The sequence below is a fragment of the Clostridium sp. CTA-5 genome (assembly GCF_054768135.1).
The window spans coordinates 641,378-658,979 of the sequence record NZ_BAAAAT010000001.1 but is presented as its reverse complement, the minus strand read 5'-3'; the positions used below and the strand labels follow the sequence as shown (position 1 = coordinate 658,979).

The window sequence follows — 17,602 nt, the reverse complement described above, 5'->3', positions numbered from 1 at the left end:
TAAATTATAATTTCTAATTAAGATATTATATAAAATAAAAAGACCTTGAAGAAAATTCTTCAAGGTCTTTTTATTAATCATCATCTACATTTCTGTTATTATATGAATATACATTATATCCTTTCCATATCTGCTCTAGATTACCAAATGTATTAGATATCACATCTTTTTCTCTCATTCCTACTGCAATAATTAATGCATTTATTACTGATAGTGGTGCTACTAAAGAATCTACAAACGATGCCATATTACTTTGAGCTATTAATGCATAATCTGATTTAGATGCTAAAGGTGACAGTAAACTATCTGTTAACGCAACAACTTTTGCTCCTCTACCTTGTGCAAAATCTAATACATCAATTGTTTTTGCTGCATATCTTGGAAAACCTATACCAATAATCAAGTCTCTTTCTCCTATATTTATAAGTTGCTCAAAAATATCTGATATTCCATAACTAACAACCCTTACATTTTGCAGAATTATATTTAAATAAAATCCTAAAAATTCAGCCAAAGCAGTTGAACTTCTAAGCCCAATTATATATATTTTATCTGCTTCAAATATACTTTTAACAACATCTTCAAAAACATTATGATTTATTTTTTCTAATGTAGCTCTAATATTTTCCATATCTGATTTAAGAACACCCTTTAAGGCATCTCCATCAGTAAAATAATCATTTTGAAGTTCTAACCTTTGAACAGTTGTTAATTTATTTTTTATAAGTTCTTGAAGAGCTTTTTGCAATTTAGGATAGCCTGAAAATCCTAATTCATTAGCAAATCTTACAACTGTAGATTCTGATACACCTACTGCTACTCCAAGTTTTGCTGCTGTCATAAACGCTGCTTTATCATAATTCTTTAATATATATTCAGCTATCAATTTTTGACCTTTACTTAATTTAGAAAACTTAATTTGGATTAACCTCATCAAGTCTTTAGTATCTTCATTATTTATATCATCCATTTATTTATCACCCTATCATTATATATTGAATAATTCCAAGTTAAATTCTATCATCTTATAGATATATATTCAAGGAATATGTAGTTTTTTAGAAATAAATTTTAGGAATATGCAAGTTTTTATTTTAACCCTTTCATTTCATATATAACTATGTATAAGATCTTATGCTTTTATAAATATAAAATATTGAATTTAGATATCTTTAGAGTATTTTAATTTCCTATAATCTATTTATATACTCTAGCTCCTCTTTATCTAATTCTCTCCAATCACCTTTTTTTAAGTATTTTAATTTTATATCTCCAATAGAAATTCTATTTAATGATATTACTTCATGATTGATTGCAGCACACATTCTTCTTATTTGTCTGTTTTTTCCTTCATGAATTGAAACTTCTATTGTTGAAAGTCCTTTATCATAATTTAAAACTTTAAGATTAGCTGGTGCTGTTTTATATCCTCCAATATCTATTCCAGTATTAAATGCTTCTATATCACTTGATGATACTTTTCCTTTTACTATAGCTATATATTTTTTTATAAGTTCTTCTCTTGGATGAATTATTTTATTGTATATATCTCCATCATTAGTTAAAATTATTAATCCTGAACTATCATAATCTAATCTTCCAATAGGATAAATTCTCTCTTTAACATGAACTAAATCTAAAATTGTCTTTCTTCCTTTTTCATCCTTAACTGAAGTTATATAACCTTCTGGTTTATTAAGCATTATATATACTTTTCTTTCTTCTTTAGTTATTATATTACCTTTATATTCAACCTTATCTTTTAAAGGATCAATTTTTATTCCAAGTTCATTTACTAAAATTCCATTAACTTTAACTTCTCCATTCAAAATTATTTCTTCACACTTTCTTCTTGATGCTACTCCACAACTTGCCATGTATTTTTGTAATCTTTCTTCCATAAATTTAATCACTCCAAAATATATTTTGCTTTTTTTAATTAGTTATCTTTATATTGCAATATCAGTATTTAATTAATCAATGTTTACTTAAAACATAGGCTATTTTTATTGTTTTTTCATAACTCTTATTGATATTTATATAAAGTTGATTAAATACTAATAAATAATAATTATTTTTTATTAATTAATATCTTTTAATCAACTTATGTATTATAATATAATTATCTATATAAATTTAAGTTAATATAATGACATATTTATACTTTTAGATATCTTTTTAAATATCAATTTTCACTTAAAACATAGACATTATTTTAAGATTTATATAAGTTCCAAATAAAGTTTGTTCATTAATATAAATCTTAGAATATTTATAAATTTTATAACTTTCCAGTATAATTAGGCACTTATATAGAAAATTTATGATATCTATATTTCTAGTTAAATAATGTTAATTAAAAATATAATTTTTTATAAAAATTATATAAAAGATTATAAATGTATTAACTTAGTTAAAATATATCTATTAATTAATTTTATGTTTTTATGCTTTAAGTTTATCATAAACTTATTATAAGCTATTTTTACATATAATTTTTTAATATCGCATTAATAACTATACCATAATTTTAACTTTAATGGATATTAAAAAATGATTTTAATTTTTACAAGGAAAGGACACATTAAATATGGATAAATTATTATTTGGAATATCTGGATTGCCTTTAGGTACAGGTGAAAAATTTACATACAGTACAGGAATAGAATATTTGCATAATATTGGATTAGATGCAATGGAATTACCTTTTGTTAGAAGCATTAATGTAACTGATAAAAATAGAGGTTCTATTATTCAGGCAAAAGAAAAAAATAATATATACCTTTCAGCCCATGGTTCTTATTTTATTAATTTAAATGCAGAAGAAGATGAAAAAAAAGAAAAATCTTTAGAAAGAATTGAAAATGGTGCTAGAGCCCTGCAATCTGTTAATGGTAGAAGCTTAATATTTCACCCTGGATTTTATTTAAAATCATCTAAGGAAAATACATTAAATGAAATTAAAAAAAACTTATCTAAGCTCCCTTATTTCGGAGTTGATTACAGACTAGAAACTACAGGAAAAGGCACACAATTTGGAGATTTAAGTGAATTAATATCAATATGTAAAGATATTAAAACTTGTAAACTTTGCATTGATTTCTCTCATATACATGCAAGATATAATGGTTCATTAAAAAATTATGATGATTTTAAAAGAATATTTGAAGAAATCGGTGAGAATCTCGGAAGAGAAGCTCTTGATGATTTACATGTTCATATTTCAGGAATTGCTTATAGTATAAAAGGTGAAAGAAACCACCTTCCATTATTAGAAAGCGATTTTAATTATAAGGATTGTTTAAAAGCTTTTAAAGATTATGATGTTAAAGGATGCATAATTTGCGAAAGTCCTATCTTGGAAAATGATGCATTATTATTAAAAAATACTTATAATTCTCTATAAAAAATAATTTTCTAATTTACTTATAAAATTAAACATAAACTTTAAAATATAATTTAATATAAAAAGCTTCTAGTTTGTTGTTAAAAACTAGAAGCTTTTTATATAAGCGAAATAGAGGCATTAAATGCCTCTATTCCTTACAACAAAGTGACTTTGTAGTATAATGCTTATATTATTCTAATCGATAGAATTGTGGTCTACCAGAATCCTCTGCCGCCTCCACAACCTCCGCCAAAGCCTCCACAGCCGAAGCCACCGAAAAGAAGTAATATTATCCATATCCATAAGAATCCACCGCCAAATCCTGCACCTCCACCAAATCCTGTATTGCAGCATGGGTTACAACATGGATTACAGCAAGGATCACAGCATGGGTTACAACATGGATCACAGCATGGATTGCAACAACATTTACAACAGTCACAACATTTCTTTGACATGTTTACCAACTCCTATTCTTTCGTTTAGTATATATTATTCAAAATTTATATTTTGTGTTCTTTAAATTTTTTAAATAAAATATACTTAGATTTAGGAGTCAGTTTGAAATTAATATGAGAATTTTTTCAATAGTTTTTTTATTATAATATAAGATATTATTCCTAATACAGCAGATATCACTATATCTGTTCCTAATATCGTAATGAATTTTTTTATTTCTAATTTAATAGGTTCTCCATAATAATAAAGATTATCTCTATAATCTTTAAATATTAATCCATTTATAATGATACCTGATACTACTGCTAAATAGACTGTTATTACTTTTTCACTCCACTTAGATGCAAAAAACTTAATATTAGTTTCTAATGAATTCTTTCTTTGACATATATTTAATATAACAAGTAAAATCCCTACAACTATCAACAATATACATGCTCCTATAAACACATTTCTCATTCTAATTTCGCTAACATCAACCCAGCCATCAATTAAAGCATGGAACTTTGAATTTCGTATATCTTTTGGAATAAATTCTTTTTGTACTACATTGTTAATCCACATAAATACATATCTATCTATTCGTTGTAATATACAACATATAAAAGAAATTGGAAACACCATCATAAATATTACGCTTATTGTGTTATTTGAAAACAGTGAATCTATAATAAGCATAAATAGTATTCCAATTATTCCAAATATAATGATCTTTATGACCTCAACAGTTAAAATTGTTGAATATCCGTTTAAAATACTTAATCTTTCTTTATTTCTAATATAAAATGTTATTCCTATATAAATATATGTTAGAACAAAAATTCCTAAAGTAATGAAAAAACAAATTAATTCATTATATTTTATTTGTTGTTTTGTATATGGTCCACTTGATAAAAACATATTAGTATTTCGTTTATTTATTCCTGATGCCATAAAATAAATTCCTAAAAAGATTATTCCTAAAATAAAATATTGTTCTAATCCAGCAGTGCAAAAATTATTACCATTTAACCCTGATAAATTATTCATAGCATGATAATATAAGCTGTTTAATATTCCATTTGCAAAACATCCCCATAATAACATTCCTAATAGTAACATTGTTCTTGTAGAATTAAACCAATAATAAAGCAATGCCTTATTTAAATATTTTTTCATTATTATCCTCCTTATCCACCTTGTAAATAAAGATATCTTCTAAACTCAAATCTATTTCTTCTATAAATAAAGGATTAAATTTATTTAAAGCTTCTAAAAATTCTTCTCCAAAATCATCAGTTATAATCGTAAATACTCTTCCTACCTTAGAAATTTTAAATATACCCTTTAAATTTAAATCTTCTTCATAAGTTGGTTTATCAAATGCTACTTGTATTTTCTTAATTTTCTTTTTCATATCATCAATAGAATTTTCATATGATACCTTTCCATCATCTAAAATAGCTACTTCATCACATATTCTCTCTAGTTCTCCTAAATGATGAGAACTTATTATTATAGTTATATTGTGTTTTGCAACCTCGTCAACAAATATTTTTAAAAGTTTATTTTTTATTATTGCATCAAGACCTGATGTTGGTTCATCTAAAATTAAATACTTTGCTTTAATAGAAAAAGCAATCATTAATGATAGTCTCATTTTCATTCCTTTAGATAATTGAAATATAAATTTATTTAATGGTATTTTAAATATCTCATTTAATTCATCAAATCTATCTCTATCAAAATTTTTATATGAATATTTATAATATTTTAAAAGTTCACTTACCTTAAAACTATAAAAGAATATATTTTCATCTGATACAAACCCTATCCTTTCTTTTATATTAGGATTATCATGAACACACTCTCCATCATAAATAACTTGTCCATTAGTAGGTTTATAGATTCCACTAAGACATCTAAGCAATGTAGTTTTACCAACACCATTAGGACCTATTATTCCAAATATTTTCCCCTCTTTTATTTGCAAGTTTACGTCTTTTAAAATTTCTTTTTCATCTATTATAAAAGATAAATTATTTACTTGAATCACTTTTTTTCACCCCTAGTTCATTAAATATTTTTTCAACTATAGAAATAAATTCATCTTTACTTACTGATACATAACTAGCTTCTAAAATTATATTTTTTAATTGTTCTGTTATATGTGTAATTCTTTTTTCATCTATGATTCCCTTAAAATTTTGTGTTACAAATGTACCTTTTCCTCTTAATGTTTCTATAATTCCATCCCTTTCAAGTTCTCCATAAGCCTTACTAATAGTATTAGGATTTATAGTTAACATTGACGATAATTCTCTTACAGAAGGTAATTTTTCTCCTTGTTTCAAAGCCCCTTTTAAAATAAGTTCTTTAATTCTAAGTTCTACTTGTTCATAAATAGGAGTACTACTCCTTGGATCAACCCTTAACATTATGCTTTCCCTCTTCTATATTGTTATCTTCATCTATTGAAGATTCTATAAAATAATCTATTACAGTTCCTTCACCTTCATCTACAAAAACCATATCTATTACTTTAGATTCTACATCTGAATGTTCTATATCTGATTTATAACTATATCTAGGACGTGTAATATCTGCTGTAAATCTAACTGCCTCAATATTCTTTTTTTCTCCATAGTTTTTAATATTTTTTATATAGTTTTTATAATTGTCCTCTATAGATTTTTTTTGTTTTTCTGTTAGTTCCTGCAATTTTATATTACTCATACTTCCATAATTCATTTGTGAACCTGCAATTCTTTTTCTTAAAGAAAGGCATTCACTAAATTGTTTACTTTCTTGTTCTTCTCCTTTTTGATCAAAAACTATAAGCTTATTATTTTCTAATTGCTGAAGTACTTCTGTCAGATTATTAAAATACTTTTCTTTTTGATATACTTTATTTTCAGAACTAATACAAAGTAGCCCTGTTATAACAATAAATACTCCTAAAGCAACTATTAACGTTGATTTTCTCATACTAATTACCTCCTTGTATTAAGTGTATTACTTCATATAGTACACTTCCATTATAAACCATCATTACTTATTAAAACATTAGCAATTCCTTAATCTTTTCTTAACACCATATATTATATAATTTAAGTAAAATAATATCTATTTTTTTATTTTAAATAATAAAATAAATCATTATTTTTAGTTATTGAAGACTCACTTAATAAAATATAATATTCTATATGAAAAAGTATTCTAGTAATAATTTTCCATAATATTCTATATAATATCTTGATATTATATTTAAGGAGTATTAATTATGGAAAACATTGATTTTAATAATTGGATTATTATTGGTATACCTTTTATATTCTTATTAGGTTGTTTATTTCATTTCATTTATGCTTTAAGTGGAAATATGACTTTGATAGGAATAATTTCTCCAGTAAATGAAAGTGTGTGGGAACATTTAAAATTAGCATTTTATCCTATACTTATCTGGGGAATAATTCAATGTTGTATACTTAATAAATTTAATAAATTTAATTTAGAAACCTATATAATTTCATTAACAATTTCAATTTTAGCTGCTATATTCTTTATTCTTAGCTTTTATTATATTGGTACTGGAGGATTTAATATTCATTCAGTTGTATGGGATATTTTTTCATTTTTTTTATCAATAACATTTTCTCAACTAATATCCATTTATATCTATGAAAATATCAATTCATCTAATAGAATGTTTTCTATATCATTATTTATCTTATTAGCCCTAGCATTTATATTTACTGTATTTACTTTTATTCCTCCAAAATACCCAATATTCAAAGATTCTAACACTGGTAAATATGGTATTTAATAAAAAAGCTATCTCAAAACTTTAAATGTTTTGAGATAGCCCCTTTACTTAATATATAAAAAGAGTACTAAATTTTTCATATTATAGTACTAACACTATTTTTAATAGCTTATAAAGTTTCTAAATAATCAGTTCTATCCGCTTCTGTAATCTCTCTTAATACTTTACATGGATTACCAACTGCAATAACATTAGCTGGAATGTCTTTAGTAACAACACTTCCAGAACCAATTATAGTGTTATCACCTATTGTTACACCTTGATTTATATGAACTCCAGCACCAACCCAAACATTATTTCCTATAGTTACTGGTTTTGCATAACAAGCACCCGCATTACGTTCTTCAGCTATCGATGCATGATTAGCTAAATAAATCCCAACTCTTGGTCCAAATAATACATTGTCTCCAATAGTTACTTTTGCACAATCTAAAATAATGCAATCAAAATTTGCAAAAAAGTTATCTCCTACTGTAATATTAAAACCAAACTCACATCTAAAATCTGGTTCAAAATGAGTATTTTTTCCGTGTTTTTCTAAAAGTTCATCTAAAATTTCTATTCTCTCTTCCTCTGGTTTTCCAAAACTTTGATTATACTTATTAGTTAAGAATACTGCTCTTTTCCTTGCTTCAATTAATTCATCTGAATAGTCATTATACATCTTACCAGAACACATTTTTTCTCTTAAATTCATCATTTTGCCCTCCTAATTCTTAAGTCACTCTAAATTATCCATAGTATAATTTTATTTTACTTTTATAAGTATATCTGGTAATAATTATACTTTACTAAAAGTAAACTATTCAAACTGCAAAACACCTTATATATATTCGAAATCCTTTAAAAAACAATATTCAGACAAGCATACTCAATATTATGTATCTTTAAAAATTTATATAAGTTTTAACATAGTATTAATATTTTATATAATTTTTATTTTCTTTTCATCTTTCTTAAATCTTCTTTTTGACTTTTTTCTATTCTATATGATTCACAGGCTTTTTGAATAGCTTTGTTATATGTCCAATCATCTAAAGAACATTCTAAAAGATAATTATAAGTTATTTGGGGGAATTTACAATATGCAGTTGCTACTAACCAGGCTATCCCCATTTTTACATAATAGTGATTACTATTAATATTATTACAACGCTCTAAGACCTTTTCTAAGTATTCTTCATCTAAATATTTTCCAAGCATAATAACAATAGCCACTCTTTTCTTCCATGGATTTTCAGAACTTAAATATTCATCTAAATGAATCCAAAATTCTTTTTTATATTTTTTTACTAACTTTAACCCACCACAAAAACTATCGCAAATTGCCCAATTATCTATTTTGCATATGAAATTATCTACAAAATTTATAAACTCATTATAGTCAACCTTTATTTCTCCTATTACCAATCCTTCGAGCATTACCTCTTCATAATATTCTGACCCACAAAACTTTAAAAATTCTTTATAATTTCCCTTACTTATTTCTTTAGCTATTTTTCTTAAAATAGGTACTCTTATTCCTAATAATTTTGAAGAACCTTTTATTAGTTTAGAATGAAATTCTGCATATTTTTTATCACTTTGTTCATTTAAATAAGAAATAAATTCATTATATTTATCTTTTGTCCATACTTCACATATTATGTCCATTTTCAATTTTTCTCCCTAACTTTTCTATATTTATACTATAATAGTTCTATAATTTATATTTTATCAAATTATTCTTAGAACTAATACTCTTGTCTCCTATATAAAATATTAAACTAATTATTTCTTAAATCTATTTCAATTAAATCTAATAATCACTTACTAAATTCTTAACAAATTATATATTTCTATATATTAAAATGTAATTCCTTTAATGATATTTATTAAAAATAATTAAATAATTTTTATAATTAAATCATAAATTGTCAAAAATATGTACATAAATCTATTTTTATCGAACTATTTAGTAATTAGCTATGCTTATTTATGTAGTTAAAAAATTATGACTACTATTAATAAATGATAGCCTTTCCTTATTAATTTTAAATTATATTAAAATATTCATCTAAAATATATAAATATGCTTAAATTAATATAATTTTAAACCAAATAATATATCTTTAATTATTCTTTGTTAAATTATGTCATAAAATATTCTTTTTCGTAAATTTATGCTATAATATATATTATTTACAAAATAATTCATCTTTGTTGTTGATATATATAATTTTTTTATATGGATACATAAAATTTTAATTGGAGGTTTCTTTATGGGCAATTTTTTTACTCATTCTTTATCAATAAATCTTAGACAAACACTTGTAGATATAACTCCCTACATAAAAAATGATATTGAGTCTAGCAATATAAAAAATGGAATTGTATTAGTTTATTGTCCCCATACTACAGCTGGAATTACTATAAATGAAAATGCAGATCCTGATGTCGTTATCGATTTAATATATAGATTTGAAACAAATTTTCCTACTTATGATATGAATTATAGGCATTTTGAAGGAAATTCACATTCTCATATAAAATCTTCTATTATGGGAGCTTCTCATTCATTCATTCTTAATGATGGAAATTTAATATTAGGTCAATGGCAATGCATATATTTTTGTGAATTTGATGGACCTAAAAATAGACACTTTTATGTAAAAATACTTGAAGGATAAAAATCCAGCACTTGGCATGATCTCAAGTGCTGGATTCTTCATAGTTTATAATTTTTCTATAAAATTTAAGTTGCTTTTTAAATATTTAAATACATTTATTTTAAATTAATTACTCTAACTACATTTTCTACACATTTTTCTAAGTTATATTCTCCAAATTCTAAAGCTTCATCTAATGTAGTTACTTTATTTAAAATGCAAAATATTCCATCAATTCCTTCTGGATATAAAATTTCTACCCCTTTGCCCACTCGCCCGGCAAAGGCTATAACTTTTAAATTTTCTTTTTTAGCTACTTTAGCAACCCCTATTGGAGTTTTTCCAAATATAGTTTGATCATCTATACTTCCTTCCCCAGTAAATAGATAATCTGCACCTTTAACTTTTTCAGATAAATTAGTATGTTCTATAACAATATCAATTCCTCTTTTTAATTCACCGTTTAAAAATGCTAGTAATGCTGCACCAAGTCCGCCTGCTGCCCCTGCACCCTCAACATGTGCAATATCTTTTCCTAAACATTTTTTTATTATATTTGCATAATGAACTAAATTATCATCTAATTTTTTAACCATTTCTGGTGTTGCACCCTTTTGTGGTCCAAAGATAGCTGATGCACCTTTTTCTCCTACTAATGGATTTGTTACATCACAAGCTACTTCTATAGTTACATCTTTTAATCTATTATCTAAATTTGATAAATCTATAGTTTCTATATTTTTTAAAGCTCCACCACCAAATGAAATTTCTTTTCCATTCTTGTCTAAAAGTCTTCCACCTAAAGCTTGAATCATACCAGCACCACCATCATTAGTAGCACTTCCCCCAATTCCTATAAGAATGTGCTTAACACCTTTGTCTAAAGCCGCTTTTATAAGTTCTCCTGTACCATAAGTTGTAGTTATTAATGGGTTTCTTTCTTCTCTTTTAATTAATTGTATTCCACTAGCCGTTGCCATTTCGATAACCGCAGTAGTACCATTTCCTAAAATACCAAAATATGATTTAACCTTATTACCTAAAGGCCCTGTAACTTCTAAATTATATATCTTACCATTTGTTGATTCCACTAAAGCTTCAACTGTTCCTTCTCCACCATCGGCCATAGGTACTTTTATACACTCAGCAGTTGGAATAAGCCTTTTAATAGCCCTTTCCATAGCTTCACATACCTCTTTAGATGTCATACTTTCCTTAAATGAATCTGGTGCCAACACAAACTTCATGTCATTAACTCCTTCTACTATTCTAAAATTTTTCATTTATTCTTATCTATTATTTAAATGGGATTTTTATTAATTCTTCTTTGAATATATTAAAGTATTATTCCAAATACTATTGTTGACACTATTGTCATTGTAAATCCAACTAAGGCTTCATAAGGAATAAGCTTTAATCTTTCTTTCATCTCCATATTTATACTACCACCAGTTGCATGGAAGAAACTTCCGTGTGGTAAACTGTCTAACACAGTTGCTCCTGCATGCATCATAGCTGCTGTTGCTAGAGATGATATTCCAAGCTCTATAGCTGTTGCTCCAAAAACTGAACTAGCAACTGCTGAACCTGAAGTTGTAGATGCTGTTGCTGCAGCCATAAGTACTCCTGATACTGGTGCTAAAGCAAAGCTTGGTAATCCTAGTGTATTAATTCCTTGAATTATTACATCTTTTAATCCTGAATTTGATATTATTCCTGCAAGTGTTCCTGTTCCAATTAAAAGTATTGCAACACCACTCATTTTTCCAAGACCAAATGTAGCATATTCACTAATATTTTTAACTTTTCCCATAGCTAATGCTCCACATATTCCTCCAACTGGAAGTGCTATTAATGGATCTATCGCTATTCCTGCTATAGGTCTTAACATAAGTAATATTATTGCAACTAATGGTCCAATAATTGCTGGTAGAAAATTAGGTTTTTCTTCTACTTCTTGAGTTAATTCTTCTTCTTTTACAAAGCTTCCTTTACCTTTTAATTTTTTTGCAATTATACAAGTAATAATAACTCCAAATATAGCTGGTATTATTCCTGCCATCATAACATTAGTTAATGAAACTCCTAAATTATCAGATACTGCAATAGTATTTGGATTAGGTGACATTATATTACCGGCTTTTCCTCCACCTATCATTGCTATAAGAATTGCTGTTTTACTTAATTTTGCTCTACTTGCTATAGCTAAACCTATTGGTGCAACTGTTATTACTGCAACATCAATAAATACACCTACCATAGTTAAAACCATAGTTGCTATAGTTAAAGCTATCAATGCTTTAGATTCACCAATTTTACTTACAATAGTTTCTGCAATTTTAGCGGCTGCACCTGATTTTATAAGAACTCCTGCTAAAACTCCTGCCGTAAGTATTCTTAATATTGCTGGCATCATATTTTTTGCTCCAGCCATCATTAAATTTACAGTGCCTGTTAAGCCTGCACCACCTATAAGACCACCTATTAAAGCACCAAGTATTAAACCATATGCTGGATGAACTTTTTTAATAATTAATATAATTGCGATAGTTAATGCAATTATGGCACCTAATGCTGTAACTGTAACTTCCATATTTATATCCTCCCTATCATGTGTTTTCTAATTAATACGTTTACTGTCATTAACAACGTTTACTATTTTATATGATATAGGATATAAATTCATCATGTTGTAAACGAATTTCACACCTAAATTATTGTTCAAATGCACAAAAATCATTTTAAAGTCTTTATATTTATATCTAAGAATTTAATTTATATCTTATATAAGCTGTTATTAATTGATATAATTCTAAATAATTATCAAATCTTAAATTAGTTAACTCTTCAATTTTATTTAATCTATAATTTAATGTATTTCTATGTATATGTATAGCATCTGAAACTTTGATTTTTTCACCATTCATCTCCATATATGTTAAAAAGGTTTGTAAAAGTTCCTTGTCATTTCCCTCATCTGAAATTTTTTTAATAATATTATCACCATCATATCTATTTAATAAAGAATTTACCTCGTGAAAAAATTTTATAGTTTTATAATCATATATTATTTTTTCATTATATAGTTTACTCCCTATATTAATAGAATTTACAGCATCCATTAAAGAGTACATAATAGTTTTATTAAATCTTCCAACTCCTATTTTAATATATAATTTTTCTGCTTGTTCTTTAAAACTATTAATTCTGTTAATTGTATAATTATTATAAAATAATATTAAGGCAATTCTATTTGATGATATATGAATACTATATTCACCATCTTTTAAAAATTTTTTAATCAAAGATTTAACTTTTTTTTCTTGTTTATCTTCATGATGAATTACAGCTACTGTTCTTTCATTCTCAACATCAATTCCTAAAGAGTTTCCTCTTTGAATAAATTCTTCACTATAATCTTTATTATTTATCCATTCATATATAAATTCTTCTATTAATTTTTGTTTTATAATATGTTCATTTATTGAATATTCTTGACTTATTAAAAGTTCTGCTGTAATGCTAACAAGTTGTCCAAATGGTCTAACTATCTCTGGTAAACCAGTTATTCCTATAACTCCAACAGCTTCATTTCTGAAAAATATAGGAATATTAACTCCAGGCTTTGTATATTGATGATTTTCAAAAATTTCAACTGTTTCTTTTGTATCTAAAGCATCTACAGCACCCTCATGTATGCTCCCTATCCTAGATGAATCTCCACTTCCAATAATTCTCCCTTTGTTATTCATTATATTTACGTTATATGGTATAACTTCCATCATCTTATCAACTATATTTTGAGCTAACTTTTTACTTAACATATATCCTCCTTAAAACATATAGTATATATTCTAATTAAGTTAACACATCTATAATTTTTATAAAAAATAGATGTCTGTATTAGTACTATCCAATTAGAATCATATATATATACTAAATTTTCTATATAAGTTCTTCACTATGCTTGTTAATTAATAGATAAACTTCATTGGAACTTATACATAATAATTTCAATAATTATAGTACCTACTTATTTTTAAAATAAGTGCTTATTATATATTATTCTAGTTTTGATTTATTGATATTATACTCTTTATTATATAAATTATCACTATAATTGTCTTCATACTAATTTTATTAATATTTAGTATGAACTTTATTTGTTATTAATATTAACTTCTTTTATATTATTCCATATTATAATAAAAAATCAGGAAGATTTTTTACTTCCTGATTTTTAGAATTTAATTATTTTTCATTATGCCTTGTAAAAATTATCTCTTCATTATTTGAAAGAATTTCATTAAATTCATATCCCTCTAAATCAAATTTTTTAATATTATCTATATTATTAATTTTATTTTTCATTATAAATGCAGTCATAAGACCTCTTGCTCTTTTGGCTTTTATAGATATTATTTTATATTCACCATTTTTATATTCTTTAAATATAGGTGTTACTATTTTTATAGTAGGATTTAATTTTTTTATATCTTCTATTGATTTAAAGTACTCATAAGAAGCAAGGTTAACTAATATATTATTTTCTGTTTTTTCTATGTCTTTTATTATTCTCTTTATTAATTTATTATCCCAATAGTCGTATAAGTTTCTATATTTATTAAATTTAAGTTTAATTCCCATTTCTAATCTATATGGATTTATCCCATCAAATGGATTTAGAACTCCATAAAGTCCAGATAATATTCTCAAATGTTCATTTGTATAAAAAAAATCTTCTTCATTAAAACTTCCAACATCTATACCATTATATACATCTCCTTTAAATGCAATTAAACATTGTCTTGAATTTTCTAAAGAATCAGTCCATTTTTCAAATCTATCTTTATTTAAAGTAGCTAATTTATCACTTATTTTCATAAGTTTTGATAGCGAAAATAAATCATAGTTTTTCAATTCATTTACTAAAATCTTAGCTTCTCTTAAAAATTCAGGTTTTGTTATTGGTAAATTCTTATTTATTTTATTAAAATCCAGAGTTTTAGCTGGAGAAATTATTACTAACATACTTTCCCTCCATATAATATATTTATTTAACATTATATATTATTTAATAATAATTTTCTATATATATAGGTTTATCATTCTTAATTATTAAGTCTAAATAAGAGAATTTTGTCATACATTATTTGTATCAAAATAATTTCAAAATTATAAATTATTATTGAGGAGCAATTTTATCAGAAGGAGATAGAATGATAAAAGAAGCAATAGATTGCATCGATGCTGGAACTGAATATTGTCCATGTAAGCTTGCTGAATCAGGAGAATGTTTATTATGTTCGCAGTTACAAGGAGAATGTTTTTGTGATTGCTTAAATTGGAAGGGGGTTTGCATATATCAGGAATTATTTAACAATGGTAATAAGGCAAAAGAAGGCAGAAAAAGTTATACTTGTGCCGTTAAAGAAATAACTAATTTTAATAAAGAAGTTGTTATGATTAAATTTGAAGCTCCTCATAAATTAGCTTTAGATTTAGTTAAGCCTGGTAGTTATATATTTGTTAGAACAAACGAAAATGCTTATTTTGATATTCCAATTTCCATTATGGAATCGAATATAGAGACTAATATAATAACAATATTAATAGAGATTAGAGGTGTAAAAACTAAAAATATTTTAAATATTAAGGAAGAAGATAACATAGTGATTAGGGGACCTTATTGGAATGGTGTATTTGGAATTAAAAATATACTTGCTCAAAAAGGAGGTAAATCATTAGTACTTGCAAGAGGAATAGGCGTAGCTCCAATGATGCCTGTAATAAGGAAATTAATTGCACAAGAAAATGATGTTAATGTGGTGATTGATAGAACTCCATTTAAAGATAATTTTGCTAGTAATCTTTTGGAAGAATATTCAATAAAATCTAAAGATTATAATTTATTAGAAGCTGGAAAATTATCAGATTATTGTAAGGTGATTATTAAAGATGCATTGAAGGAAGGGGTTAAATTTATTCATATAGCTGGTGCTGATATTTTAACTTATAACGTTATAGAATACCTAGATAAATTAAATAGAGCAGATGTTTTATTATCTTGTTGCAATAATTTTAAAATGTGTTGTGGAGAAGGCGTTTGTGGCGCCTGTACTGCAAGATTTTCTGGTCATAGAGTAAAAAGATTCTGCAAAGAGCAGTCTGATCCAAGAAGTATATTTGAAGGGAGAAGATTTATATGAAGGTTGTTATTATTGGCGGAGGTTGGTCTGGGTGCGCCGCAGCAATCAGTAGCCGAAAAGCTGGAGCAGAAGTTGTTGTAATTGAAAAAACTGATCTTTTACTTGGATTGGGGAATGTTGGAGGAATAATGAGAAACAACGGAAGATATACAGCTTCCGAAGAACTTATTGCTTTAGGTGGTGGTGATTTAATAAAAATTTCAGATAAAGTAGCAACTCATACTAATATAGAATTTCCAGGTCATAAGCATGCTACTTTATATAATGTAAATATTATTGAAGGAGAGGTTAGAAGATATTTAGAATCATTAGGAATAAAAATATTAACTGAAAGTAGAGTTAATGATGTTAAATTTGATGGTAATAAACTTCATGGTGTATATTTAAGTGATGATACGTACATTGATGGAGATGTATTTATTGAAACTACTGGTACAACTGGACCAATGGGAAATTGTTTGCGTTATGGTAATGGATGCTCAATGTGTGTCTTAAGATGTCCTGCTTTTGGCCCTAGAATAAGTATTAGTGAAAGATGTGGTGTTTCTGATATTCAAGGTGAAAGAGATGATGATGTACTTGGTGCATTTTCAGGTTCTTGTAAACTTGCTAAAGAAAGTCTATCAGAAGAAATTAAAAATAAATTAGATAAGGATGGTGTTGTAGTTTTACAAATTCCTAAAGAAGACGTTAATTATGGTAAACTTAGTACTAAAGTTTGTCAGCAATATGCATTAAAAGAGTTTGCTGAAAATGTGGTATTGTTGGATACTGGACATGCAGGTTGTCCCAAAATGCAACTTGCATGTCCAGTATATTCAAAAATGCAATATTTAAAGAATTATTCAAAAAGTATACATATAACTTAAACAGTTCATTATATCCAATATTACAAGCACAAACTATAGGTGATAAGATAAAACTATTAAGACTTAATAACGGACTAACTCAATTACAATTTGGTAAATCTATAAATAAAGCTCTTACCACCATAGCTAACTTTGAAAATGGACATAGAATTCCTTCTGATTCTATATTAAATGACATTATTAATATTTACAACTTAAATAAAAATTATTTTAAATAAAAAGAT

Annotated in this window: 18 protein-coding genes and 1 pseudogene; 6 read left to right on the top strand and 13 right to left on the bottom strand. The window is 25.7% G+C overall.

Features of this window, described 5'->3' with window-relative positions:
* Positions 1-73: 73 nt before the first annotated feature.
* Positions 74-970 (bottom strand): MurR/RpiR family transcriptional regulator, encoded by an 897-nt coding sequence (locus tag ACYUET_RS03115; RefSeq protein ID WP_460277781.1) that lies wholly within the window; start codon positions 968-970, stop codon positions 74-76.
* A 220-nt stretch (positions 971-1,190) separates the two neighbouring features.
* Entirely contained in the window at positions 1,191-1,901 is a 711-nt protein-coding gene (locus ACYUET_RS03110) for a pseudouridine synthase (RefSeq protein WP_460277780.1), read from the bottom strand.
* A 689-nt stretch (positions 1,902-2,590) separates the two neighbouring features.
* Between ACYUET_RS03110 and ACYUET_RS03105 the strand changes: the two genes are divergently transcribed.
* Positions 2,591-3,406, top strand: a complete 816-nt coding sequence (locus ACYUET_RS03105) for a TIM barrel protein (RefSeq protein ID WP_460277779.1) — start codon at positions 2,591-2,593, stop codon at positions 3,404-3,406.
* A 197-nt stretch (positions 3,407-3,603) separates the two neighbouring features.
* On the opposite strand, the gene ACYUET_RS03100 is transcribed toward ACYUET_RS03105, so the two are convergent.
* The 5 genes from ACYUET_RS03100 to ACYUET_RS03080 form a co-directional block, all read right to left on the bottom strand.
* Positions 3,604-3,846: a hypothetical protein gene (locus ACYUET_RS03100; protein ID WP_460277778.1), complete on the bottom strand. Its 243-nt coding sequence runs from the start codon at positions 3,844-3,846 to the stop codon at positions 3,604-3,606.
* Between the two features lie 109 nt (positions 3,847-3,955).
* On the bottom strand, positions 3,956-5,005 hold the full coding sequence (locus ACYUET_RS03095) for a hypothetical protein (protein WP_460277777.1): 1,050 nt from the start codon (positions 5,003-5,005) through the stop codon (positions 3,956-3,958).
* Positions 4,986-5,882, bottom strand: coding sequence for an ABC transporter ATP-binding protein (locus tag ACYUET_RS03090; RefSeq protein WP_460277776.1), 897 nt, complete (start codon positions 5,880-5,882; stop codon positions 4,986-4,988). The genes ACYUET_RS03095 and ACYUET_RS03090 overlap by 20 nt, the downstream gene beginning before the upstream one ends.
* Positions 5,866-6,264: a GntR family transcriptional regulator gene (locus ACYUET_RS03085; protein ID WP_460277775.1), complete on the bottom strand. Its 399-nt coding sequence runs from the start codon at positions 6,262-6,264 to the stop codon at positions 5,866-5,868. The genes ACYUET_RS03090 and ACYUET_RS03085 overlap by 17 nt, the downstream gene beginning before the upstream one ends.
* Positions 6,251-6,814, bottom strand: a complete 564-nt coding sequence (locus tag ACYUET_RS03080) for a hypothetical protein (protein WP_460277774.1) — start codon at positions 6,812-6,814, stop codon at positions 6,251-6,253. Before ACYUET_RS03080 ends, ACYUET_RS03085 begins: the two co-directional genes overlap by 14 nt.
* Positions 6,815-7,109: 295 nt before the next feature.
* On the opposite strand from ACYUET_RS03080, the gene ACYUET_RS03075 reads away from it, so the two are divergent.
* Complete coding sequence (locus ACYUET_RS03075; protein WP_460277773.1) at positions 7,110-7,652, top strand: DUF6512 family protein; 543 nt, start codon at positions 7,110-7,112, stop codon at positions 7,650-7,652.
* A 109-nt stretch (positions 7,653-7,761) separates the two neighbouring features.
* Here the strand turns inward: ACYUET_RS03075 and ACYUET_RS03070 are convergent, their stop codons facing one another.
* Together ACYUET_RS03070 and ACYUET_RS03065 are read right to left on the bottom strand one after the other, a co-directional pair.
* Positions 7,762-8,349 carry a sugar O-acetyltransferase gene (locus tag ACYUET_RS03070; RefSeq protein ID WP_460278233.1) on the bottom strand — a complete coding sequence of 196 codons (588 nt, stop codon included), beginning with the start codon at positions 8,347-8,349 and terminating at the stop codon, positions 7,762-7,764.
* Between the two features lie 239 nt (positions 8,350-8,588).
* Positions 8,589-9,305: a DNA alkylation repair protein gene (locus ACYUET_RS03065; RefSeq protein ID WP_460277772.1), complete on the bottom strand. Its 717-nt coding sequence runs from the start codon at positions 9,303-9,305 to the stop codon at positions 8,589-8,591.
* Between the two features lie 608 nt (positions 9,306-9,913).
* On the opposite strand from ACYUET_RS03065, the gene ACYUET_RS03060 reads away from it, so the two are divergent.
* Positions 9,914-10,321, top strand: a complete 408-nt coding sequence (locus tag ACYUET_RS03060; protein WP_460277771.1) for a secondary thiamine-phosphate synthase enzyme YjbQ — start codon at positions 9,914-9,916, stop codon at positions 10,319-10,321.
* 95 nt (positions 10,322-10,416) lie between these two features.
* Here ACYUET_RS03060 and ACYUET_RS03055 read toward each other — a convergent pair whose 3' ends face one another.
* The 4 genes from ACYUET_RS03055 to yaaA all read right to left on the bottom strand — a co-directional run bounded on the left by ACYUET_RS03055 (position 10,417) and on the right by yaaA (position 15,331).
* Positions 10,417-11,547, bottom strand: coding sequence for a glycerate kinase family protein (locus ACYUET_RS03055; RefSeq protein WP_460277770.1), 1,131 nt, complete (start codon positions 11,545-11,547; stop codon positions 10,417-10,419).
* An 89-nt stretch (positions 11,548-11,636) separates the two neighbouring features.
* A complete protein-coding gene (locus ACYUET_RS03050; protein WP_460277769.1) occupies positions 11,637-12,893 on the bottom strand; it encodes a GntP family permease in 1,257 nt (418 codons plus the stop codon).
* Between the two features lie 169 nt (positions 12,894-13,062).
* Positions 13,063-14,124, bottom strand: a complete 1,062-nt coding sequence (locus tag ACYUET_RS03045; protein ID WP_460277768.1) for a sugar diacid recognition domain-containing protein — start codon at positions 14,122-14,124, stop codon at positions 13,063-13,065.
* Positions 14,125-14,551: 427 nt separating this feature from the next.
* Positions 14,552-15,331: a peroxide stress protein YaaA gene (gene yaaA, locus ACYUET_RS03040; RefSeq protein WP_460277767.1), complete on the bottom strand. Its 780-nt coding sequence runs from the start codon at positions 15,329-15,331 to the stop codon at positions 14,552-14,554.
* Positions 15,332-15,519: 188 nt separating this feature from the next.
* On the opposite strand from yaaA, the gene ACYUET_RS03035 reads away from it, so the two are divergent.
* The 3 genes and pseudogenes from ACYUET_RS03035 (at position 15,520) to ACYUET_RS03025 (ending at position 17,596) form a co-directional block, all read left to right on the top strand.
* The gene (locus ACYUET_RS03035; RefSeq protein WP_460277766.1) at positions 15,520-16,509 is read left to right on the top strand and encodes a sulfide/dihydroorotate dehydrogenase-like FAD/NAD-binding protein; all 990 of its coding nucleotides are present in this window, start codon (positions 15,520-15,522) and stop codon (positions 16,507-16,509) included.
* Positions 16,506-17,291: pseudogene (locus tag ACYUET_RS03030) on the top strand (FAD-dependent oxidoreductase); the annotation flags it as partial. The gene ACYUET_RS03035 and the pseudogene ACYUET_RS03030, both read left to right, overlap by 4 nt.
* Before the next feature lie 23 nt (positions 17,292-17,314).
* A complete protein-coding gene (locus ACYUET_RS03025; RefSeq protein ID WP_460277765.1) occupies positions 17,315-17,596 on the top strand; it encodes a helix-turn-helix domain-containing protein in 282 nt (93 codons plus the stop codon).
* The last annotated feature ends 6 nt before the right edge of the window (positions 17,597-17,602 follow it).